25 protein-coding genes and 1 pseudogene are annotated in these 23,567 nt (G+C 40.8%); 4 read left to right on the forward strand and 22 right to left on the reverse strand.

All coding sequences use genetic code 11. The features are described 5' to 3' along the window. Positions 1–141: 141 nt before the first annotated feature. The 7 genes from HPC67_RS13155 to HPC67_RS13185 are packed head-to-tail and all read right to left on the reverse strand — an operon-like array spanning position 142 to position 6,046. The gene (locus HPC67_RS13155) at positions 142–510 is read right to left on the reverse strand and encodes a hypothetical protein (RefSeq protein ID WP_217588643.1); all 369 of its coding nucleotides are present in this window, start codon (positions 508–510) and stop codon (positions 142–144) included. 57 nt (positions 511–567) lie between these two features. Beyond that, positions 568–795: a hypothetical protein gene (locus HPC67_RS13160; protein WP_217588644.1), complete on the reverse strand. Its 228-nt coding sequence runs from the start codon at positions 793–795 to the stop codon at positions 568–570. Between the two features lie 18 nt (positions 796–813). Further along, on the reverse strand, positions 814–1,749 hold the full coding sequence (locus HPC67_RS13165; RefSeq protein ID WP_217588645.1) for a type II secretion system F family protein: 936 nt from the start codon (positions 1,747–1,749) through the stop codon (positions 814–816). Positions 1,750–1,753: 4 nt separating this feature from the next. After that, positions 1,754–2,683 carry a type II secretion system F family protein gene (locus HPC67_RS13170; protein ID WP_217588646.1) on the reverse strand — a complete coding sequence of 310 codons (930 nt, stop codon included), beginning with the start codon at positions 2,681–2,683 and terminating at the stop codon, positions 1,754–1,756. Continuing rightward, the gene (locus tag HPC67_RS13175) at positions 2,655–4,019 is read right to left on the reverse strand and encodes a TadA family conjugal transfer-associated ATPase (protein ID WP_217588647.1); all 1,365 of its coding nucleotides are present in this window, start codon (positions 4,017–4,019) and stop codon (positions 2,655–2,657) included. The genes HPC67_RS13170 and HPC67_RS13175 overlap by 29 nt, the downstream gene beginning before the upstream one ends. A gap of 40 nt (positions 4,020–4,059) precedes the next feature. After that, a complete protein-coding gene (locus HPC67_RS13180; RefSeq protein ID WP_217588648.1) occupies positions 4,060–5,196 on the reverse strand; it encodes a CpaE/TadZ family protein in 1,137 nt (378 codons plus the stop codon). Positions 5,197–5,236: 40 nt separating this feature from the next. Then, positions 5,237–6,046 (reverse strand): flagella basal body P-ring formation protein FlgA, encoded by an 810-nt coding sequence (locus HPC67_RS13185; RefSeq protein WP_217588650.1) that lies wholly within the window; start codon positions 6,044–6,046, stop codon positions 5,237–5,239. A 324-nt stretch (positions 6,047–6,370) separates the two neighbouring features. Here HPC67_RS13185 and HPC67_RS13190 point away from each other — a divergent pair, with 324 nt between their 5' ends. Together HPC67_RS13190 and HPC67_RS13195 are read left to right on the forward strand one after the other, a co-directional pair. Continuing rightward, on the forward strand, positions 6,371–7,816 hold the full coding sequence (locus HPC67_RS13190) for an amidase (RefSeq protein WP_217588651.1): 1,446 nt from the start codon (positions 6,371–6,373) through the stop codon (positions 7,814–7,816). 64 nt (positions 7,817–7,880) lie between these two features. Continuing rightward, positions 7,881–8,147: a hypothetical protein gene (locus HPC67_RS13195; RefSeq protein WP_217588652.1), complete on the forward strand. Its 267-nt coding sequence runs from the start codon at positions 7,881–7,883 to the stop codon at positions 8,145–8,147. Positions 8,148–8,180: 33 nt separating this feature from the next. Here the strand turns inward: HPC67_RS13195 and HPC67_RS13200 are convergent, their stop codons facing one another. Then, a complete protein-coding gene (locus HPC67_RS13200; protein WP_217588653.1) occupies positions 8,181–8,456 on the reverse strand; it encodes a YutD family protein in 276 nt (91 codons plus the stop codon). Between the two features lie 182 nt (positions 8,457–8,638). On the opposite strand from HPC67_RS13200, the gene HPC67_RS13205 reads away from it, so the two are divergent. After that, positions 8,639–9,613 carry a M23 family metallopeptidase gene (locus tag HPC67_RS13205; RefSeq protein WP_281417531.1) on the forward strand — a complete coding sequence of 325 codons (975 nt, stop codon included), beginning with the start codon at positions 8,639–8,641 and terminating at the stop codon, positions 9,611–9,613. Positions 9,614–9,675: 62 nt separating this feature from the next. On the opposite strand, the gene HPC67_RS13210 is transcribed toward HPC67_RS13205, so the two are convergent. The 8 genes and pseudogenes from HPC67_RS13210 to HPC67_RS13245 all read right to left on the reverse strand — a co-directional run bounded on the left by HPC67_RS13210 (position 9,676) and on the right by HPC67_RS13245 (position 17,120). After that, positions 9,676–9,774: a MetS family NSS transporter small subunit gene (locus HPC67_RS13210; protein ID WP_217588654.1), complete on the reverse strand. Its 99-nt coding sequence runs from the start codon at positions 9,772–9,774 to the stop codon at positions 9,676–9,678. Beyond that, entirely contained in the window at positions 9,775–11,328 is a 1,554-nt protein-coding gene (locus HPC67_RS13215; protein ID WP_217588655.1) for a sodium-dependent transporter, read from the reverse strand. 188 nt (positions 11,329–11,516) lie between these two features. Further along, a complete protein-coding gene (yunB, locus tag HPC67_RS13220) occupies positions 11,517–12,296 on the reverse strand; it encodes a sporulation protein YunB (RefSeq protein ID WP_217588656.1) in 780 nt (259 codons plus the stop codon). A gap of 86 nt (positions 12,297–12,382) precedes the next feature. Further along, positions 12,383–12,685, reverse strand: coding sequence for a YunC family protein (locus HPC67_RS13225; RefSeq protein WP_217588657.1), 303 nt, complete (start codon positions 12,683–12,685; stop codon positions 12,383–12,385). Positions 12,686–12,781: 96 nt separating this feature from the next. Next, positions 12,782–14,173, reverse strand: coding sequence for a bifunctional metallophosphatase/5'-nucleotidase (locus tag HPC67_RS13230; protein ID WP_217588659.1), 1,392 nt, complete (start codon positions 14,171–14,173; stop codon positions 12,782–12,784). A gap of 64 nt (positions 14,174–14,237) precedes the next feature. Then, positions 14,238–15,056 carry a sulfite exporter TauE/SafE family protein gene (locus tag HPC67_RS13235; RefSeq protein WP_217588660.1) on the reverse strand — a complete coding sequence of 273 codons (819 nt, stop codon included), beginning with the start codon at positions 15,054–15,056 and terminating at the stop codon, positions 14,238–14,240. Positions 15,057–15,816: 760 nt separating this feature from the next. Next, a pseudogene (locus HPC67_RS16025) lies at positions 15,817–16,338 on the reverse strand (peptidoglycan recognition protein family protein); the annotation flags it as partial. A gap of 251 nt (positions 16,339–16,589) precedes the next feature. Then, entirely contained in the window at positions 16,590–17,120 is a 531-nt protein-coding gene (locus HPC67_RS13245; protein WP_217588662.1) for a hypothetical protein, read from the reverse strand. A gap of 383 nt (positions 17,121–17,503) precedes the next feature. Between HPC67_RS13245 and HPC67_RS13250 the strand changes: the two genes are divergently transcribed. Beyond that, a complete protein-coding gene (locus tag HPC67_RS13250) occupies positions 17,504–17,806 on the forward strand; it encodes a hypothetical protein (protein WP_217588664.1) in 303 nt (100 codons plus the stop codon). Positions 17,807–17,872: 66 nt separating this feature from the next. On the opposite strand, the gene sufB is transcribed toward HPC67_RS13250, so the two are convergent. From sufB to HPC67_RS16040, 6 genes are all read right to left on the reverse strand, one after another. Next, positions 17,873–19,270, reverse strand: a complete 1,398-nt coding sequence (gene sufB / locus HPC67_RS13255) for a Fe-S cluster assembly protein SufB (protein WP_217588665.1) — start codon at positions 19,268–19,270, stop codon at positions 17,873–17,875. Between the two features lie 41 nt (positions 19,271–19,311). Further along, on the reverse strand, positions 19,312–19,758 hold the full coding sequence (sufU, locus tag HPC67_RS13260; RefSeq protein WP_217588667.1) for a Fe-S cluster assembly sulfur transfer protein SufU: 447 nt from the start codon (positions 19,756–19,758) through the stop codon (positions 19,312–19,314). Beyond that, positions 19,748–20,968, reverse strand: coding sequence for a cysteine desulfurase (locus HPC67_RS13265; protein ID WP_217588668.1), 1,221 nt, complete (start codon positions 20,966–20,968; stop codon positions 19,748–19,750). The genes sufU and HPC67_RS13265 overlap by 11 nt, the downstream gene beginning before the upstream one ends. 1 nt (position 20,969) lies before the next feature. Continuing rightward, a complete protein-coding gene (sufD, locus tag HPC67_RS13270) occupies positions 20,970–22,283 on the reverse strand; it encodes a Fe-S cluster assembly protein SufD (protein WP_217588669.1) in 1,314 nt (437 codons plus the stop codon). Positions 22,284–22,300: 17 nt separating this feature from the next. Further along, positions 22,301–23,086, reverse strand: coding sequence for a Fe-S cluster assembly ATPase SufC (gene sufC, locus HPC67_RS13275; protein ID WP_217588672.1), 786 nt, complete (start codon positions 23,084–23,086; stop codon positions 22,301–22,303). A 293-nt stretch (positions 23,087–23,379) separates the two neighbouring features. Beyond that, on the reverse strand, positions 23,380–23,532 hold the full coding sequence (locus tag HPC67_RS16040) for a YuzK family famiily protein (protein WP_484984253.1): 153 nt from the start codon (positions 23,530–23,532) through the stop codon (positions 23,380–23,382). Positions 23,533–23,567 lie beyond the last annotated feature (35 nt).

Below are 23,567 nucleotides of genomic sequence, written 5' to 3' on the forward strand. Positions count from 1 at the left end.
CACTTCGATGTTGTAGTTTTCCTTAAAGTGATATCGGGAATCCGGTAAATCTGGATCTCCGAATGACCCGAATTCCCATTTCTTTATAGTGTCTTGTGGGTCAGGGAAATCTTCTGCTACAAGTGAATACAAATATCGATACTAGTCGTCTAACTGTTCATCTGTTGCATCTTTGGGTAAAGGACTCAATTTATTAATATCACTTTTTACTTGATCAACTATGTTATCCTTATATACATTAACGCCCGAATAGGAACCCGCAACTTGCTGAATAAAACCCGCTGTGTCTTCTGGCACCTCTGGAATTGTATTATCAATTGGTGATTGATATACTTCTTTCTCATCTTCCTGATCTTCGTATTTTTCAGGCTCTTCATTTTCAGTTTCATCTTGTCTTTCTGCTTGGTCTTCATCCGGTTGTTGCGACGTATCTTTAGGTTGGTCTTCATTTGAACAACCGATAAGGAAGAGTATCAAAACAAAGTAGATAATTGTAAATTTTACTTTCATAGACAAGCTCCTATGCTATATAGTTTAATTCGAGATAGATATAGAGGTGATAGCCCCTCATTCACCACCACCTTCACCACTACCTATTTTATCAATAAGCTCATTGAATTTATCACCAATTTTTTTACCTAACTCCTCATCAAACGCATTAGATACAATCCCCACAATAATCACAATAACAGCGGCAATTCCTAACCATTCCAGCGTCTGTGAACCTCTTTCTTCTTGCTTCCACGCAGACACCTTATTCATCATTTTTGCATATAAACCTGTCATCATTTTCATTATTATTCCTCCTATTTTTTAAAACATATTGAAAATACTATTGTCGCCCATTAGCATATTCATGATCATTAGTCCAGCGATCATCAATATGGACACAGGCGCGATTAAAAACGTTGTAACAAGTGTGACTTTTGGCGATGCTTTTGCCGCTAGTTCCTTGACCTGTTCCTCTTGAATCTGCCTCATATCCTCTGCTTGAATCTTAAATGTCGTTGCAATTGGGACACCGAGACTCATTCCTTGAATAAGGGCTTTGATTAACGTTTGGAATTCCTGATTATCATTTCGCCGCAATAATTCCCGATAAGCTCTTTCCCTCGGAACACCCAATTCTATCTCATGGTTGAATCGGGAAAATTCTTCACGAATCGGGCCTTCAAAGTGACGAATCACCTCCTTTAAGGCATGATCAAGACTTACGCCTGCCTGAACACTCGTGCTAACTGTGTCTAAGAAGTCGGGTAAATCACTACGCAGTTTGTCCTGGCGCTTTTTCGCTTCGCTACGAACTATGATGATTGGTAGGAAGTATCCCAATAATGGGCCAAAGGTAAGTATATATTGTCCAAACGGGAACCCGATGACCAGAGCGAGCGCTCCAATAAAAGCACCGACAAGGAACAAAAAGATTTTCAAACCTTGGAATCGTTCAACCGTTAGCTTAAGTGGGTTACCCGATTTTCTAAGCCATTCTTCGACGTCATGATTTTCACTGAAAAAGTTGATGCGTTGACCGAGATCTGCGAAGTCATCTGCATAAGTTGTGATCTTTTGAAAAGCCTCTGCACGTCTATCGCGTTTTTTAAGCTTCTTTTCAAATGGGTCAATCTCTGTCACGTCAGACACGTGCTCTAAAACAGCTCTCTTTTCCTGAAGAAAAGACCAATAATGCTTTAAAAATAAAATGATACAAAACCAAAAAGCGATAATTGAAAGAATAATGAGCGCATCCATAGCTCTACACCTTTATATCTGTTATTTTTCTAATGAGTAAGAATGATAACGTAATGACACCAAGAAACAAGATTAAGATCACAATTCCAAAGCCTGACCATAGTGGATCAATAAAGCCATCAATAACATTGTTCATGATGAGCAATAAAAAGATTGGCAGGGCTGGGACAATGAATGATACAAAGCGTTGTTCTGATGTCATCGTTTTAATTGTTTGCCTAATGACTTTACGGTCTTCAAATGTTTGTGCCATTGTATCGAGGGTTGTCGCCAAGTTACCGCCTGTTTTTTTCTGGATGAGTAATGTTGCGATAAATAAATTGAACTCACGCGATTTATTTCGTTTCTGAATAGACCTTAAGGCCGCTTCTAGTGACACACCTAGCTTTAATTCATTTGATATGCGATTGAATTCTGTACCTGCGGGGGCAGATACTTCTCGAGCGATCATATCGATCCCCTGATTGATCGTCAGACCTGATCGAGCTGAGTTAGCGAGCAGCCGGCAAATTTCTGCCAATTGTTCATTGAATCTTTTTTCATAGTTGTTTTTCCGGAAGTAGAATAATAGATAGTGTGAGACGATGACCATCCCGAGCGGGAGCAATACGCTCAAGTTCGTAGACATGTTGAAGATCGTGGAGAAGGCTACGAACATGATGAGATAGCCAAGTAGGAGAACCCCGACATACTCTGAAGGTAGTAGTCCCAAATTCGCGGCTTGAAGCTTGTTGCGTAATTTTTGGGTGCTCTCCCGTTCATCAAATCGGTCCCCCCACTTACTAATAATGCTTTTCCTTTTTTCTTCGGGATACCATTTTCTAACTTGCTGTGTCCATTCCTTGCGATGGTTACGGTAACCGAGATAAAAATAAAGACAGAACAAAAGGGATAAGACAGCAAGACTATAAAGTATAGACACGGCGAGATTCATCAGAAATATCCCCCTTTGGTTCGAAATATTTTTTTGGAAATGATATTCCGAATACGTTAAGGTGTGACAAGCATGTTGGAACTAAACCAGTTGGTGTATAATAACCGCGTATGGTCCCGTCCTCATCCATCGCAGTCCGCTTAAAGTAGAAAATATCTCTCACTTCAATCTTGCCTGCTTCGTTAATCGCGACCTCGGATATGTTCGTTACTTTTCTAGTACCATCGGTTAATCGTTGAACTTGAACGATATAATCAAGTGCACCTACAATGTATTCTCGAATAATATGTGTTGGTAAATCCATGCCTGCCATGACAACCATACCCTCTACCCTGTTAATCGCATCTCTCGGTGTATTCGCATGGACAGTAGTCAATGAGCCTTCATGGCCAGTATTCATTGCTTGAAGCATATCGAACGCTTCTGCGCCCCTTACCTCACCAACAATTATTCTATCTGGTCGCATTCTTAACGCGTTCTTGACAAGCTGTCTGATTGTAACCTCACCTTCACCTTCCACGTTTGGTGGACGTGCTTCAAGGCCTACAACATTCGAACGGTCGAATTTCAATTCAGCAGAGTCCTCAATGGTCACAAGTCTTTCGGAATGTGGAATGGCTTTAGCAAGTGCGTTAAGCAGTGTTGTTTTTCCACTACCGGTCCCTCCTGAAATTAATACATTCAGCTTCGTTTCAACCAATGCTTGCATAAACGTTGACATTTCTTCTGTAAACGTACCGAAGCCCTTTAAATCCATCATTTCATAAGGGGTTTTTCGGAATTTCCGGATTGAGATGATCGTTCCGCCGAGGCTGATCGGTGAAATCACTGCGTTTACCCTACTGCCATCTGGGAGACGTGCATCAACCATGGGTGAGCTTTCGTCAATACGACGCCCTAAAGGAGCAACAACTCTATCAACAATATGTCTGACATGAGCCTCGTCTTTAAACGCGACATCAGAACGCTCTAACCTACCACGTTTCTCTATATAAATTTCACGTGGACCGTTCACAAGTATTTCTGTAATGTCATCATCCTTGAGTAGTGGTTCAAGCGGTCCGAAGCCAACACTTTCATCAATGAGCATAGAGAGTAACGCATCTTTATCATGCTTAGGAATAACGACCTTTTCTTCAGCCATAAACTGGTTAATAAACCGTTCAATGGTGAGCTTTTTATCTGCTTCAGGCAAACTCGTAATTTGTTCAAGGTTGACCTCAGTTAATAGTCGCGACTTATAGTGCTCTACGAGGTTATCAATATATGTATTGTTGATCTGAAAGTCGGACTGTTGTCTTTCCTGATTGCCAGCCCTGCGTTGAAAAAGTGCCAAATCTCCTCACCTGCCTTTATCTATCTCTTTGTAAAAGTGATTATTTCAGCATAGAACGTACCCACTTTTGAATATCTTTTGCAACGGGGGTGAGCTTCTTTTCCTGTGGCTCTTTTCTAAGTGGCTCCCCTTTATTCATATGTGCCTGCACACCTTTTAAATCCCTTCTTATTTCATAAGCAATGGGATAGGTAACGAAACGCTCGATGTCTTTTTTTGATAATTCATTGTCCTTACCTTTAAGGTTAACAATCAGTTCAAGCTGCTCTTCTGGATGAATGCCGAGCTGTTTCAATAACGTCTCAACCCCTTTGAGTACTCGAATTGAAATCGTTTCAAGAATCATTAAGTAATAAATACGATCTGATTCTTCTAGTGCTGTGAATGTTTTAACGTCAAGGTTTGAAGGGGCATCAATAATGATAAAATCATAGCTTCGCTTACTCGCTCTAATGAGCCGCATGATAAATGTGTCATCAATCTTTTCTGCCATCTCAGCATCACGTGGACTCACAAGCACGTCGAGACCAGATGGTTCCATTGTCTCAGACACATTACGAATATGATGTTCATTTAATTCTTCTATGACTGGTATCAAATCAATCATGGAACGTTCACTGTCGATACCGAGAAACGTCTCAGCACCGCCATATTGCATGTTTAAATCAATAAATAATACCTTTGCGGTTGATTCTACTTTTAGTGTCTGAGCAAATGTTGAGCTAATAAGCGACTTGCCAGTGCCACCTTTACCACTGTAGAACGTAAAGACTTTTCCACCACCACGTTTAAAACCTTCCGTCGTTGCTGCCTTTTCTTTGGTGATCAGCTTTGTTTCCACAAGTGCTTTAATACGCTCGGAAAATAACCACTCTTCATCAGGTAGGACAAAGAAATCTGTCACACCTACTCGCGTTAAGTCACGCAGCAACTCAAAATTTGGGCTGTCGTTAATAAATACAACAGACGCATTCGGGTGCTCAGACAGGATATATTGTGCCAAGTCAAGCGGAGATTCACGCTCCGTTTTGAGAATAAATATCAGGTGAACTGTTTCTTTTTTCAGATCTCCTGGCACAACATGCTTAAGCTGAAAATCATCGCCGATGGCCGTTTTGACGACTGAAAATAAAGCTTTGTTATTTCCTAATACGTGTATATCAGTCATTTTTTTCATTGGCTTCCTCCAACAAAATCTTGTAGGTTACAGTTAAATATTATTCGTTTTGATCTTCTTGATTTTCGTCCGAGTCCGAGTCCGCATCCTCTATCTCGTCACTTTCCTCAGACGTCTCTTCTTCGACTTGCTCAGATGATTTTTTTTCGCGGGAGCCATTCGTCTCATCCTTATCTTCTGCGTCATCCGTCGCTTCTGCCTCAGTTGATTGCTCGTTTTCTATATTTGTTGGACGATTGTCCTGGCCAACATTTGCTTTAACGACTCGAAAACGCTCAGCATAATGGTGCATATGAATGAGCTCTGGTGCCTCTTCAAAGGTGACCTCAAGTTGTACGCCTGAGAAATCGCCATCATTTTTAGCAATTCGCGCTACCTTGACATCTTCCATAAATACCTCAGTTACAATTTCCCCATCAACGTTACGCGACACGATCAAATCAACCCGATCTAGAGCTGTCAACGGTTCATCGAAAAAAACCCGATCCGATCTTAAAATGGAAATCAAACGATTGTTCGCTTCTGTAACAGAAGAGGCTTCTTTTAATATGTTTTTAGTCATGATGTCTCCCTCTGATAGAGGAACAACAGAGACCTTATTCATGAAAAATTCTGGGTCTGTTATGTATTCGTCTCTGACATATTTCTTTGGTATCTCTTCAATCATAACGTCATCAGGTGTTATAATGGCTCTTGACGACACATCTTTACTCGCCACATAAATGTTGACCATTGTACCTAAATCCGCATTTAAGGTTTTAACCTTATTCAAGACTAAATAGCCTGATATCGCTGCTAGAATTATTGCTATAACAAAAAAGATGATAGCTCTTCGTTTTGATTCAAGCATCTCAGTAGCCCTCTCTTCAGTTTCTTTCTTTTTAAAAAAATACGTACTTACACGTACCCTATTTTTACATATATTAACTTTCTGTCAAATCACGTTCGTAAAATTAATAGTAAAAAATTACCAATTTATGTTTTTGCAATAATACTTCCCGGGGTAAAAATGTGACGGAAATGTGACGGAAATCACCTCATTTAGTCCTATAGACAAGATAAATCCCAATATAAACTTAGGTCTTATTAATCATTTTTAAATATATTTATATTGTGAATGTTATAATGGCGATATTTGAATGTTATCAGAATAATCGGAAGGAGTTTTCCATAGATGATTAACCATAAAATTTATTCAAGAGATGCAACTTATTTGTCAAAAGCAATTAAACAAGGGGACTATACAAGTACATACCTTGTAACCCAATTTATTGAGCATATTAAGCACGTGAATCCAGCAGTCAATGCTGTCGTTGAGGACCGTTTCCATAATGCATTACGCGAGGCAGAACGAGCGGATCAGCAAATCGCCGAAAATAAGGAAATTGGTCCACTACATGGCGTTCCAATCAGTGTTAAGGAATCTTACGATGTTCAAGGAATGAAAACAACGGGAGGCTTGCTTCACCGCCAGGATCTAATGGTCAAAAAGGACGCTGACGTCATTACACGCCTTAAAGAAGCAGGGGCAATCATACTCGGTAAAACAAATACACCTACACTATGCTTTTGTCAGGAAACAGATAATAAATTATATGGGAAAACAAATAATCCGTGGGACCTTGCTTGTACAGCTGGTGGATCAAGTGGAGGTGAAGGTGCGCTGTTAAGTGTCGGTGGGGCAGCTGTAGGTGTTGGCTCTGATATTGGGGGTTCTATCCGTTTCCCAGCACATTTTAATGGGGTTATCGGCTTTAAACCTGGGCGCAATCAGGTCAGCGATGCAGGTCATTTCCCAACTGTCACAAATTCACTTCAGCATAGAATGCTTGGCATAGGACCAATGGGGAAATCTGTTCGAGACATGCGTTTGTTGTATAGCATCATGTCAGGGTCTAAGCAAAGTGAACAGAATATCGAACCGTTCAACATTGATGTCATCACACCAGATGGAGATAATCCGCTGGATGCGTCTGGTCAACAGCTCATGAAACAAATTCAACACCATCTTGGTGAGAGCTTTTTAACGACCTTTGCGACACCGCCCTTTTGGGACAGCAGTGCGCAGTTATGGCAGGAAATTATGTCTATTGACGGTGCAGCTTCAATTAAGAAAGAAGCCTTCCCAAGTGATCGATTGTCACCATGGAAAGCATACATACAAGAAAGCATCACACACAAAACGAACCATCACACCTATTTATCATGGGCGTTAATTGGTGCGCAACTGTTTAAGCCGTCTATGAAAAGACAAATGGATATTGCACATATCTTACGTGAGGGAGACCAACAGCTGGACAGCTATTTTAACAATCGTATTCTGATATCACCAGTTTATCACCGTGGGGCACCAGAGCATGGCACGGTCTATAAGGAGATATTTTCAATTAAGAAATCATTTCGGAAATATATGCCGTTTACAGCATATGCCAACGTATGGGGTCTACCTGCTTTAGTCGTTCCTGTTGGGCAGGATGAAGCTGGCATGCCTATTGCCATTCAGCTTATGAGCAAAAATGGCAATGAAGATGCATTGTTTAAGCTTGGTGAAATTATAGAAAAGGCATGGGGTGGTTATGAAAGATGTAACCATTATGATAAGGAGATCGTGATCAAATAACGTATTAAAAATAGGATAAAATCATCCTTGTCTGTTGAGACTAGACAGAAAAGGATGATTTAACATGAATAAACGCTCTCATGATCGGTATTCCGATTTTGCCAATGTTAAAAAGACGCGCGATGCACTCATTCCTGAAGAGTTTCCAGAAGGGGCTTTCGGATCACCTATTGAACAGGATGAACCTGTCAAAAGTAAGTCAACACCATGGGAGGATGGCCAATATCGGCAAAGCGCATTCACTTATGCTGACAAGGAACAGCACGATGATTTACCACGACAAGCACCTGGCGCTCACCCCCTTCATGATGAAACAGATGAGCAGATATGAATAAAGCAGTAGCGATTTTTTTCGCTACTGCTTTTACTTATCGATTTTTTTCAAAACGAAGTGTGCACATCCAAAATTACAGTATTCGTATATGTAGTCTTCAAGTGCACTAATTTTTGATTCGTAATTGGCTTTTTGATTGCGGTCATGGTAAAAGCCCTTTAAGCGTAGCTGTTCATATCCCCAATCGCCGACAATATAATCGTATTTAGCTAAAATATCGCTATACTTTTCCTTAAATGCGTCTTCGTCAAAACCGTCCCGGACATCTTTAATCACTTCGTAGGTTTTACCATTCATTTCAATCATGATCGTCACCCCACTTTATTCTAGTCTTAGTCTATCACGTTTTCCAAAAGACTGCATTAAATTTTCGTGTATGAAAACAGCTTGATCATCCACACTAACTGTAACGCATATTGAATGAGGTGTTTGTTTATACATCTCAAGAATTTAAAGACTCATGACACAAACGTACGGAGTGAAGAGCATTGTTCAGTAAAAAACACAGCATCCAGCTTGTCTTTAGTATCATAATCGTACTGTCATTATCTATTACAGTATATGCAGAAGAAGACGATAGCACGAGTATTTGGGATAAACGGTTGGCCCTTTATAAAAAAACCGAAGCTTTGACGCTTGTACCATGGTATTATTTAGCTGCTGTCGATCAGTTTGAACGTAATATAAAAAAAGATGTCCCTGATGATACGATCGTTTCCATCGATATTGATCCACACATTTGGTATGGGGCTGGCAATGTTACTCAGTCAAAACATACCGCCTCTATCGCACTATTTGATGGGAAAGGAAGGGATGGGAATGGTGATGGGTTGGCAGACCCAAACAACCCAGAAGACGCACTATACACAATGGCAACATTCCTTATGGAACAAGGCCCAAGAGAAGAGGATATTAACATAGCATTGTGGCATTACTATCAACGTGATTTAACCGTACAAACGATCAAAAATACCGCAAACGTGTTTAAGTCTTTTAAAACGATTGAATTAACCGATCGTGATTTCCCAGTTGCAACGAATTATAATTACAGCTATCGAAGCACATGGGGAGACAGACGCGGCTTTGGTGGCCTCCGTATCCATGAAGGGACAGATATATTTGCTGATTACGGTGTGCCTGTAAAGTCAACAACATATGGTGTTGTCGAAATGAAAGGCTGGAATTTATATGGTGGCTGGCGGATCGGCATTCGCGACATTCATAACATCTATCATTACTACGCTCATATGAGTGGCTATGAGGATGGTATTGAAGTAGGTACAATTGTGAAGCCAGGTGACCGCATTGGTAGTGTTGGCTCAACAGGTTATGGACCACCGGGCACATCTGGTAAGTTTCCACCGCATCTGCATTATGGTATGTACAAGGACAATGGCTATAGTGAATGGTCATTTGATCCATATCCTTACTTAAGAAAATGGGAACGGATGTCCAAAAAGTAATCAATGAAACAGGGCCTGATTGCTGTTCAATCAAGCCCTGTTTTTTAATAGATATATCTGATTTACTGTTTACTTTTCTTGACCGCGTATAAAATACTAGTCGCGAAGCCGCCCCAAATGATGACCACTCCTAGTACCGCAACTACAATCCAGCTTTCCATTTATTTGGCCTCCTTCGTCTCAGACTCATATGATGTTTCTTGGGCATGAGGTCCTTTCCAACGAGGCAGTGTCAATAAAATACCAAAGACGAGAGCCCCAATCGCAACGCCCCACCCTCCGAAATAAATGAACATATCTGGATAGCCTTCATAGTTACCAATGACTTCACCGTCTGAATTCGTATGCTGTTTCAAGATGTTTGTTTTCAAAAGCATAAACATCATATATCCGAGAACGACCGGGGTAATGACACCAAGGCTGATCGTCCACCATGACCCAAGACGAATATCAGACACGTCATCCGCGTGTGTACGCAAGCCTTTAAGCTTACGAAACACCCATACGAGTAAGACAACTTCAACAAGTCCTAGTAGAGCCACACCAAATTGGTTAATAAAGTAATCAGCTGAATCCAGGAAGAAGAGCCCACCTTGTGTTGCGAATAAGAGTGAGATCACTGCTGCTGTTCCCCCACCGAACAAGACTGCTTTTCCACGTGAAATATTAAACTTCTCGGAAAGGCCAGCGATGTACGTTTCGATAATTGACATAAGTGAGGTCAGCCCTGCTAACACGAGACACGCAAAGAATAAAAAGCCAAATAACTCGTTAAACGCCGGGAAATTGTTAATAATTTCTGGAAACGCAATGAATGCCAGACCAACGCCACCTTGAACGACACTATCTATTGTTTGACCTGTCGTTGAAGCCATATACCCTAAAATACCGAATACACCGATACCAGCTAGGAGTTCAAAACTTGAATTTCCAAAGCCTGTAATAAACGCATTATTTGTGATATCCGATTTCTTCGGTAAGTAACTTGAGTACGTAATCATAATTGCAAATGCAATTGACAAACTGAAGAATATTTGACCATATGCCGCCACCCAAACCTGTGGGTTCAATATTTGCGAGAAATCGGGCTTGAAGAACGCCTCAAGACCTTCCATCGCACCTGGTAATGTGACTGCCCGAATAACGATAATTAAAAAGATGACTGCAAGTGCAGGAATAAATATTCGGTTCGCCACTTCAATCCCTTTTTTAACACCACGGAACAAAATACCAAGAACGAGAACCCAGACAATTATTAATGGGATTAATACGCCTGGCACAAAGCTCCCTGTTTGCCCTGGATCAACAGTCCTCTGTAAATAATCTCCGATGAGAAAACTACCCGTGTCATCTCCCCAAGATAAGTTAATCGAAAAGACTGAATATGATATTGCCCAGGCAATAATAACTGAGTAATAGGTGGAAATAACAAACGCAACCATGACGGCCCACCAACCGACAACTTCAGATTTCTTGTTTACTTTCCTGAATGTTAAAGGTGCAGAACCTCGATACTTATGCCCCATCGTGAATTCCATAATTAAGATAGGGATACCCGCTGTTAGAAGTGCAATTAAGTATGGGATAAAAAATGCGCCCCCACCATTTTCATAAGCAGTTGCTGGAAATCGCCAAATATTCCCTAGACCAATGGCCGATCCCATTGCTGCTAAAATAAAGCCTGCTCGCGTTCCCCATTGCGAACGTGTCTCCATGAAAATTCCTCCTCCTTTTTGGCCGCACCACCAATGACAGTGTATTGACCTTACTTTTAATCTTTGTTGTTTTCAGATATTAAACTAGATTATAACGTGACTTTAGGCGGATGTCAAAGTAATTTTAATATTATTTTGTATAGGTAATATTTTCCATAAGTTTAGAATTCGCTTTCAATAGTGAACGATTAATCGCCAGTAATGGACTCTTTAGGAACAGATATTGATGGATCATTACCATTGCCATAAAAATCTGGTATATCGCCCATAATTACACCTGAATCAATATCAATACGTGTTTCTACTCTTGCAACCTCCGTCGTAAAAGGAATGACAACCTGGACGTCCGCCTCAACAATTAAATAAATTGAATAAAATGTACCATTGATACCAAATGGCTGACTATCTCGGACAACATCTGTGTGAACACTGCCGACAAAATCTAGATTAACCGGAATTTTGGGCCCAAGATTGGCAAGGATCGTATTCCCAGTCGCCTGACCAAGTGGAATTTCTACAACTGTCATATCTTTTTCGGCTAGATCTTCTGCTCCATCACCAAAATCTGGTGGGTCCTCCAAGGATTCTTCATAAGATGGCACTTTACCGCGATTCATACTACGGAAAAACTCTTCGACACGATCAGTAGCGACACGATTAATTTCACTTATAACAGCTGAGTTCCAGTTAAACGTTGCGACATTGCCTTCATTATCGTAGCTCACCGTTGATACGTCCTCAAATTCATAGTCTTCAGCGAATCGAACAGCTGTATTAATTGCACGAGTCGCAAATTCTTCTGTTTTGACCGTTGCAATATCCATTAAGGTCGGTTCAATTCCTTTATCAATCAGTTCAATACTGCCATAAACCATTAGCGTAAATATGATACATGTAATTAGTATAATTTGTTTCACCGGAGGCGGTGTGCGTCTTGGTTTTATAGGCTTTCTATATTGAAATCGCATAACAAAAAACCCCCTCAAAACAGCCTATGCTTGTTTTAAGCGGGTTAGAATTGCTTTTAATTGAATTGAATATCAATCACCTGTCATTAAGCGATTTTTAAAAGTGCTTCCTTTACCGGCATCCCTAGCTCCCATCCATACGCCTTTGACGCATCTGTAATACTTTCGAGTGGTGCTTCCAATAAGTCATCAATGGTCCTTACACCAAGTGCGCGTGCAGCAATCACTTTCCGATCTGCAAGCAAATGATTAAAGACCCCTACATCTAAAGCGCCACACATCACGTAACCGACCTCATTCGTAATGATGAGTAAATTTGTCTTTGGCAGCTCAACTCGAATCGCAGTGAAAACCAAGCCATCAATTTCAAGAGGATTAACTGTGATCATTTCATTGCACGCCTCCTTTTTCATGTACATAGCAGTGTATGCAAAGGCATTGCCAGATGTCACAGCTCGAAAATAAACACCCTATAATGATACCTCTTATTGATCATCTTGAATTGACTTAACGAGCAAATCTCGCAAGAACTCCGGTAAGAAAAAAGCTTTATACTCGGATTTGGCAATTTCGGGTAGAAGTCTTCCAAAAGTAAATGTGTCAGCCGTTGCCAAACGATAAACCGTATCACGTTCAAGCGGATGACCGTTCATCGTTACGCCTTGAACAACTTCTTCCCCATCATCACGTACGTCTGTAACAACGTCAATGCCAGAAAAAATCATTCTGCCGATCACCTCTCCCCGAAAGCCGAACCCTTTCAGTTTTATTTCCATAAATTCTTTTGTTAATGATACCCGAACAACTTCCAATAGCTCAGCTCCAGTTAATTCAACAACACATGGATTAATCGGATGGGGACAGACTCGATGGATATCACCATATGTAATGGCTCCCCCCGGTAGATCATCAACAATTAAACCGGCATTCAACATGGCACAGTCGGCCTTTGTCCACAATAACATCGTATCTGTTAGCTTTTGCATCAAATCTGTATGTCGAAACCAGCGCGCAGTTAAAGGCGTTGATACATACCCTACAGTGACAGATAGCTTTCTATGTGCATCATCCTCCAATAAGTGAAGCGTATTGGCCGTTTGCATATCCTTTGCCATATGGGTGATGTCTGTCGTATAGGCTTCTTTGTTAACCAATTGTTTCGTCTCATGATCCCACGTTAAAATAACCTCACCGACAAAACGGCAATGCTTTCCTGCTGCTGTCAATATCGTCTCGTTTATCGTCTCACCCGTCCGTAACAAATGATGTGTATGCCCGCCAATAATCACATCGATATCAGGATAGCGTCTGGCGATTTCTTGATCATCATTAATTCCGAGATGAGACAGAAGCACGATGATGTCACACGATTGCTTCAGCTGATGGATCTGTGTATCGAGCGTTTCATATGGAGGGGCGACATACCAATCCAATAGCTCATAATAATCATTAAATGGAGCGGTTAATCCAATAAACCCAACTTTAACGCCATGAATCGATTGTTTTTGAACCGTTGTTTGTAGCCATGAAGGAGATAATTGCCTTGTGCTCGATAAATTGGCACATACAACGCTGAAGTTCGCATCGGCATATAAATCATGCAGATCGTCATGCGAGACCGTAATGCCTTCGTTATTACCTAGCGTTACGACATCATAACCCGCTTCATTTAAAAGCTGAACATTCGCTTTCCCCATGAATGCCTCAGCTACAGGATGCACGCGATCAACATGATCACCAATGTCCACGCGCCAGGACGTCTTTCCTGCTATATTGTTTTCAGCTTGTTTTTCCTTTAAAAATCCAACAACCTGCGGCCAATAACCAAAATGGCTATGCAGGTCATTAGTATAATAAATATGAATTGTTTCCTCCATGTAAATGGCTCCTTTAATCAAGCTTGTTCAAAAATGCCTACATGACTTATTATGTTTCACAACTTTAAAAAAGGCTAGAGAAAATAAGTCGAATACCGATTAATACAAGTACGATACGCAAAATCAATTCCAGTGTATTTCCTTTAAGCATTTGATTCACTTTAGCACCGAGCGTTCCACCGATATAAGCGCCTGGAATAAAGAAAAACACGTACTCCCAAGCAATGTGCCCTAAAGCAATATGAGTGCTTGAGCTAATAATACTTGAAAAGAAAATCATAAACATCGATGTCGGTGCAGCAATATGAGCAGGTATACCGAACAATAGAATCATTGCTGGTACCATAATTGATCCGCCACCAATACCGAACAAACCAGACATCATTCCAACACCTAAGGCGAGAAAAAATGCCAGCCAAACAGAAACGCGATAGCGATACACTTGACCGTTTACATGAAACGTCCTAACGTGTTGATCCGTCTCTGATAAGCTGTCATCTGGCTCTTTCCGTTTAATAAGAAATAGCATCGACAACCCAATCATTAACAAGCCGAAGTATAATGAAAAGCTATCAGCGTCGATAAATTGATTGAGCCATGACCCAATAATCCCGCCTGGAATGCTACCGAATAAAAACAACGTACCCGTTTTTGTGTCGACACGGCCTTTTTTATAGTAAGCTAACGTTGAAGATAGACCCGTAAAGACCATTGTAACGAGCGAAATCCCGACAATCGTCTGTGGGGTTGCCCAGCCAAAAGCTTCTGAATACTGATACAAAATAAGCATCGTTGGAACGAGTACAACACCGCCGCCAAGTCCGATCAGACTACCAACAAAAGCTGTTGCGATGCCAATTAAAATACAAATGATGTAAACCAATATAATCCCTTCAATCTCTCATGTTGTAACCAGCGCATCAACGCCATGTATTTATTACTATACACCATTTAATACTCGTCTTGCACTCCAAGTGGGGTTACATGACATAAATTTAAGAGCGTATCTTTTTATCAGATACACTCCAAATAAGCTAAACTCATCCATACTCATTTCAGCCTCAATCTGTTCATCAAGTTAGAACACTTTCAACCGGATGTTAAATTCGTAATAAAAATCCTTAACCATTACGTCAATTATATATTTTCCAGTAGAAAAGTAGTTCCTTTAGATTTTACAATTCCCCCCGATTAAGCCGTCTTTGCAGTTCTTTAATGACCAATGAAGGTTTGCTTATAAAGCCATCCACCGGTGTACCGAAACGTCTTTGTAACGCTTCAACCATAAGTGATCTTGGCTCGCTAATATAACCGTCTACTGGTGTACCAAGCCATTCTTGCATCGCTTTTATGACCAGTGAAGGCTTGGAAAAATAACCATCGACTGGTGTACCAAAGTAGCGCTGTAACGCTTTGATCGTATTTGGCCCGAGATAACCGTCAACCTTGAGATTCGCTTTAGGTTTCCCTGTACTAAATGGATTGAGCACCAACTGATCACCAGGGTAAATAAGATGATCATTTAAATTATTTAGTGCTTTCAATTCATCGACGGTCATGTCATTGTCCTCCGCAATGCTCCAAAGGGTATCACCCGACTTAACGATATAAACATCATTATCAAACTCTGTATCCCAATCATCATAATACCGCTTTACATCATTGATAAACTGTTCCCAGCTTACACCATTCGGCTCTAACCAGCTTTCTGGGTCGCTTCTTCTACTTGGATCCAAAGTAGAGTGGGCAACGATGTGCCGCATAGGATTTAATCTGAACGTTTTACATAAATACGCATGATACCAAATATATCTGTCATAAGCCTGATTAAAGCTTCCTGTACGACACAATTCTGTTCCTATTGCCACATCATTGGCATCATCGCCATACAATCGATTATCGATAGGCGTATCATAACGAACATGCCATGCTTTTTCATCGAGTGGGATGATTTCGAGTATGGTCGTGTCATCTATAAATGTATGCGCTGATGCACTGAATGTAATCGTATTAAAATAGTTATAATGCGCATTTGCATCAGCCTGATTGTTGGCAGTTTCGTGGGCAACGATGAATTCAACCCCTAAATTTTTAACCTGAGGACGTGCAATCGCATTCGTAATATACCGACGTTCAATAGAGTACTTGTTTTTCACCTTTGACATCATTTGATCTCTCCTTTCAAACTACTTTATGCAAAAGTGAGAGCCATGAATGAGCCACTTCATCAACTTCTTCGTTTTTGGTCAATGATCATTGGAATGGTCACGATGGCCGGAAAGAAATTTCCAAATAAATCTATTTAGGTCTCGTTTATTAATCCTCAGACGGGTACATGTGACATTTCCCTATGAAAATCCCCTTGTCACAATATCTGCTGTGACAAGGGGGCTCATGTTAAATTCAATCAATACAATCAATTTCTATTCAAGGACTCGGCATTTGACCAGCCAATGGAATCATTTAGTTTAAAATCTTTAACTAAGCTTTGATAATAAAAATCAACAGTTATGCTGGACATAAGTTGTTTTTTAATCATTTTTTCGTTCTCAGAGGTTAACACCACATATCCTTCGATTACTCCATTTTCATCAATATGTTTTTGAGTATTTATCGGTAAATTCATATGTCCACTGTAATTAAAAGGTGATACTGTTACGTCGCTCCCTACGTTTTTTCCATTCTCTTTTATAAAATAAGACTCTAACTTCCACCCTGTATTCCACTGCATATTAACGTGATGTTGTTTTGAGAAAATCGGCTGTTGATCTAAGTCAATCGTAAAGGAAATTTTCATAGCAGCATCACCAGCTTCATTAACCCCGGTGTTTATGACAAAGGTATTAAGCTTCGAGTCGTCTGCAGAAGGAGAATTTGCACGTGATATTCCATAACCTAACCCCACCATTAACAAAAGTACAATAAACACTTTCATTATTTTTTTCATAACTATCCCTCCTCAGCACCAAAATTTCAAGCTGCCTTGCTCATTAGGTTGATCACACACAATTAAATTTTATCACGCTTTATTGTTTTTGTAAAAATCTATATAATAATTATAATCAGACTTATAGGTATAGAATTAAGGTCATTATCTTATTCTTGTGTATTAAGGTGCTGGGGAAAAGAATATCCTTAAACTATGTTAGGAGTTGGCTTATCGTAAATGTTAAAAATGCTCTCATTGATCATCATAGAAAAAAATCCAAGCATCCTACACAATGAGAAAGCATAGAAATAAATGGTTTTGGGCGGTTTTGATAAATGACATCATCGTCGTCATGTTCTTAGACGATATGTTTAAACAATTTTAATATAGGAGGGTAAATGATGAAAATCACAGCTATGCTTGGCGGTCTTTTAGGTGTGTTTTTTTCTTTAGTTGCGATGCTATTTGCAGTCGTGGATGATTCTTATACGTTTGGTAACTTTGGTTTATTAGGGATTTTAGGAGGCATTATTGCAATTATTGCTTCCTTCCAGTTAGCAAAGAATCGAATTGCACCCTTTCTACTCTTAGTTGCAATTCTTTTAGGGGTTTATGGACTATCATATCTCTATATATTAGCAGCTCTTTTAATGGCGATACCGCTCGTATATTACACATTTAAATATCAAACAGGAAAAGTCTAATGACTATAGATGAATAAACAGAAACACCCTTGTCACAAACGTTGCTGTGACAAGGGTGTTTTGTTTTTAACCAATAGAACCTTCCATCTCATGCTTAATCAAACGGTTCATTTCTACGGCATATTCCATTGGGAGTTCTTTCGTAAATGGTTCGATGAAGCCCATGACGATCATGTCTGTTGCTTCTTGTTCGCCGATGCCTCTGCTCATGAGATAGAACAGCTGCTCTTCGGATACTTTGGACACTTTCGCTTCATGCTCAAGTGAAATGTTATCATTGTAAATCTCGTTGTACGGAATGGTGTCTGACGTTGATTCATTATCCATAATCAGCGTATCACACTCAATATTAGAACGGGCGTTGTCCGCTTTACGTCCAAAATGCACGATACCGCGATAAGATACTTTACCACCCTGCTTGGAGATGGATTTTGACACGATCGACGATGACGTATTTGGTGCCAAGTGGTGCATTTTCGCTCCGGCATCCTGGTGCTGACCTTTACCGGCAAGTGCGATCGAAATCGTCGTGCCGCGAGAACCCTCGCCACGAAGGAGCACAGCTGGATATTTCATCGTGAGCTTAGAGCCCATGTTTCCGTCAATCCACTCCATCGTTGCATTGGCATCACATGTTGCACGCTTCGTTACCAAATTATACACGTTGTTCGCCCAGTTCTGAATCGTCGTGTAACGGCAGTACGCATCTTTTTTAACAAAGATTTCAACGACAGCACTGTGAAGTGAGTTGGTCGTGTAAACTGGTGCAGTACAACCTTCAACATAATGAACAGAAGCACCTTCATCAACGATAATCAGTGTACGTTCAAACTGTCCCATGTTTTCCGAGTTAATACGGAAATAAGCTTGTAAAGGGGCAGTCGTCTGTACGCCTTTTGGTACATAAATGAACGAGCCACCTGACCAAACAGCTGTATTCAATGCTGAGAATTTGTTATCGGCAGCAGGAATAACTTTACCGAAATACTCTTTGAACAGCTCTTCATGTTCTCTTAAAGCTGTGTCTGTATCCTTGAAAATGATCCCCATTTCCTCGAGGTCTTTTTCAAGACTTTGGTAAACAACCTCTGATTCATACTGAGCACTCACACCGGCAAGGTATTTTTGCTCGGCTTCTGGAATGCCAAGTGCGTCAAATGTGTTTTTAATTTCTTCAGGCACTTCATCCCATGATCGCCCTTGTGCTTCAGATGGTTTGACATAATAGATGATCTCATCGAAATTGAGCTCTGCGAGATCGCCACCCCATTGTGGCATTGGTTTGCTATAAAAAATGTCTAATGCTTTCAGACGTTGCTCCAGCATCCATTCTGGCTCTTCCTTTTGACGAGAAATTTCTTCAACGACTGTGCGCGTTAAGCCTCTTTCTGTACGGAAGACTGAAACATCCTTGTCATGAAAGCCATACTTATACTCTTCCATTTCTGGCATTTCTTTTGCCATGAATAAAAACCTCCTTATTAAAAATGATCCGTACCGATCTGCTACTTGGCAGCAGAATCATCATGAACACCTTTTTCCATCGCTTTCCAACCTAGTGTCGCACATTTAATGCGGGCAGGAAATTTGGATACACCTTGTAAGGCTTCAATGTCTTCTAGTGACATGGCATCCATGTCTATCTCTTTACCGAGCATCATATCCGAAAACAACTCTGACATTCTCAAAGCCTGTTCTACAGTTTTCCCCTTGATTGCCTGTGTCATCATTGATGCAGAAGAAATACTTATGGAGCATCCTTCGCCATTGAACTTGGCATCTTGGATCAATCCGTCTTCAACTTGGAGCTGCAGTTGAATGCGATCACCACACGTCGGATTGTTCATGTCGACAGTTAAGGCATCTCCTTCAACTTGGCCCCGGTTACGTGGGTTTTTATAATGATCAAGTATCACTTGTCTGTATAGTGTATCAAGGTTATTAAAAGACATCACCGAAATACTCCTTTGTCTTAGAGAGTCCATCAATCAAACGATCAACATCATCTTCAGTGTTGTATAGGTAAAAGCTTGCGCGGGCGGTTGCTGTTACATTAAGCCATTTCATGAGCGGCTGGGCACAATGATGACCGGCTCGAACAGCAATTCCCTCTGCATCAAGGACCGTAGCTAAATCGTGTGGATGGACGCCTTTTAAATTAAAAGTGACGAGGGCAGCTCTTTCCTCCGGTCCATAAATGTCCATTCCGTCAAATGCTGTCATGCGTTCCATTGCATAATCTGCCAGCTTTTTTTCATGATCGAGAATCGCATCCATACCGACGTCTTCAAGAAAGTCTATTGCCGCTGCAAGTCCGATAGCACCACCGATAATTGGTGTACCGCCTTCGAACTTCCAAGGGAGCTCCTTCCATGTGGAGTCATACAGATCAACGAAATCAATCATTTCACCACCGTATTCAACCGGCTCCATATTATCCAAAAGCTCGCGTTTGCCATAAAGGACACCGATACCTGTTGGTGCACACATTTTATGACCTGAAAATGCATAGAAGTCAACATCAAGCTTTTGAACATCAACACGCATATGTGGCGCACCTTGAGCCCCGTCAACTAACATGATAGCGCCATGCTCATGGGCGACTTTTGCAATCTCTTGAACAGGATTAACCGTTCCAAGAACATTCGATACATGTGTGACAGCGACAATTTTAGTATGATCTGTAATCGTCTCGCGCACACTTTCCATTGACAATGTTCCGTCTTCCTGCAATGGAATGTATTTTAATGTGGCACCCGTCGCCTTTGCAGCCTGCTGCCACGGAATAATGTTGCTATGGTGTTCCATTTCATTTATAACAATTTCATCGCCAGGTTCAAGCTTCGTTCGTGCATAGCTCGTTGCTACTAAATTAATAGCTGTCGTCGTGCCTCTTGTGAAAATAACCTCGGCCGCACTCGGTGCGTTAATGAAGCGGCGTACTTTTTCACGAGCACCTTCATACTGTTCTGTGGCACGGGATCCAAGCGTATGGACCCCTCTATGAACATTGGCATTGTCTTCGCGGTAATAGGCATTGACCGCTTCAATCACCTGAATTGGTTTCTGTGACGTGGCCGATGAATCAAGATATACGAGCGGCTGCCCATTCACGTTCTGTTGAAGAATTGGAAACTGCTGGCGTATTTCGTGCACATTCATGTTAAGAGAGCTTCCTTTCAATCACTTGCGTAAGCTGCTTTTTAACAGATTCAATAGGCAACAGATTTACGACTGGTGCAAGGAATCCAAAGATAATGAGACTTTCTGCTTCTTCCTTTGAAACACCGCGACTCATCAAGTAGTAAAGCTGCATTGGATCTACACGGCCAACAGATGCTGCGTGACCAGCAGTGACATCATTCTCATCGATTAATAAAATTGGGTTTGCATCGCCACGTGCTTTTTCACTTAACATTAAAACGCGAGATTCCTGTTCAGCATTTGAACGGGAGGCACCGTTATAAATCTTACCGATGGCATTAAAGATGGATGTTGCTTTATCTTTCATCACACCATGCTGCAATATGTGCGCATCTGTATCTAATCCACTGTGAACCGTCTTCGTTGTAAAGTTCACAACTTGGTTACCACTTCCAACAGTGACTGTTTTAGGATGTGTTGCTGAGTTATCTCCAACCAAATGGGTCACATTTTCAAATACGGTATGTCCATCGTTCATTTGTCCGAGTGCCCAGTCGATCGTTGCATCACGATAAGCGACACCGCGACGGTTCATATAGGTCGTTGTACCAGCTGCAAAGTGATCAACCGCACCGAAAGAGATCTTCGCATTATTTTGAGCGATGACTTCTGTAACAACATTAGCAACTGTTTGTTGTTCATCGTTATTGGATACGTAGTTTTCGACATACGTCAATGAGCTACTTTCATCCGCAACGACAAGAACATGGTTGAATAATGCTGCTTCAGGATCTTCTTGCCAAAAAATCGTTTGTAACGGTGTTTCGATTTGTACATTTCTTGGAACATAAACAAATATGCCGCCATTCATTAAGGCAGCGTGTAATGCCGTTAAACGGTGTTCATCAATCGAAACCGCATCTTTCATATAATAACGTTTAACGAGCTCTTCATGATCCCGCAATGCAGTAAAGATATCGGTAAAAATAACGCCTTTATCTTTTAATTCTTGACTTATGCTCGCATAAGCCACAGATTGGTTGCGCTGAATCAACAGATTTTCTGTCACATCTTCCTGATCAATAAAATCTTGAAGTGCTTCAGGTAGATCGTTAAGCGATGTGATTGGCTCTGGCTTTGCTTCCGCTGTATGCTTGAATTGTGTGAAATTCCATCTCGTTATATTCGTCTTATCTGGCTTAGGCAATTCTAGCGCATCAGCTTGTTCCAGGGCACGAAGACGTAACGCTGTCATCCATTCAGGCTCTTGTTTATCTTGAGAATATTGTTCTACATATGTTTTATCGTATAAACGTTTTGTATCAACCGTCATATTACCCCTCCTTTTCTTTACGCTTTTTGCCCAACAGTTTCATCTTCAATACCGAGTTCTTCTTTAATCCACTCGTAGCCTTCAGCTTCCAAACGCTGAGCGAGCTCAGGTCCACCTGATTTAACGACACGGCCTTGCATCATAACATGAACGAAGTCCGGTGTAATGTAGTTCAAGAGACGCTGGTAGTGTGTGATAATTAAGCAACCGAAATTGTCGTCACGCATTTTATTAATCCCTTTAGATACAACCTTTAAAGCATCGATGTCAAGTCCCGAATCAATTTCATCGAGAATTGCAATTTCAGGCTTTAACAGCATCAATTGTAAAATTTCATTGCGCTTTTTCTCACCACCAGAAAAACCTTCATTCAAATAACGCTGTGCCATATTTTTATCAATTTCAAGGTAATCTAGCACCTCATCCATTTCTTTAATAAACTTCATGAGGGAGATTTCATCGCCTTCTTCACGACGGGCATTAATTGCAGAGCGCAAGAAATCAGACGTTGTAACGCCGCTTATTTCACTTGGATATTGCATCCCTAAAAACAGACCTGCACGCGCGCGCTCATCTACTTCCATCTCAAGCACATCTTCACCATCTAAATGGACGCTACCTTCAGTGATTTCATATTTAGGGTGTCCCATTATCGCGGAGGCAAGCGTTGACTTACCTGTTCCGTTCGGTCCCATGACCGCATGAAACTCTCCACCCTTTATCGTAAGGTCTACACCTTTCAATATTTCATTACCTTCAATAGACACATGAAGATTCTTAATTTCAAGTACTGATCCTGCCATGTCGATACCTCCAAATACTTATATTTATTTTATTGAAAACGAACATCTCCGTCCATTCTCAATTTATTCTCATTACAATTTTAAAGCATATAAAATGTAAATACAACCATTTCACGTTAAGCCTTTACGACTCTGACTTCTATTGTAGTATACTTGTGACTGACTTTCTACTATGTTGATGTGTTTAATGAGAAAATCACTCAAATACGACGCCTATGATCTGGAAAAATACTATGTATTTAAAATGGTGCCCCTCATGATCAGGGGCACCAATATTGATGAATTCGCATATATTATTTGTATACTTGATGTTCCATTTCCGCCACTAAAAACTTACTCTTCATATAATCCTGTTGGCGTCTTTTTTCAACTGTTAAGCGGTTTTCCAGCTTCCGACTGTATTCCGCGTAGCCCATTTTATGCGATTGCTGCATCGCTTTTTCCATTTCGGGCGTATAATCGATTTTAAGGTCACTATGAA

The sequence above is a fragment of the Lentibacillus saliphilus genome, assembly GCF_019093865.1.
Lineage (GTDB): Bacteria > Bacillota > Bacilli > Bacillales > Amphibacillaceae > Lentibacillus_B > Lentibacillus_B saliphilus.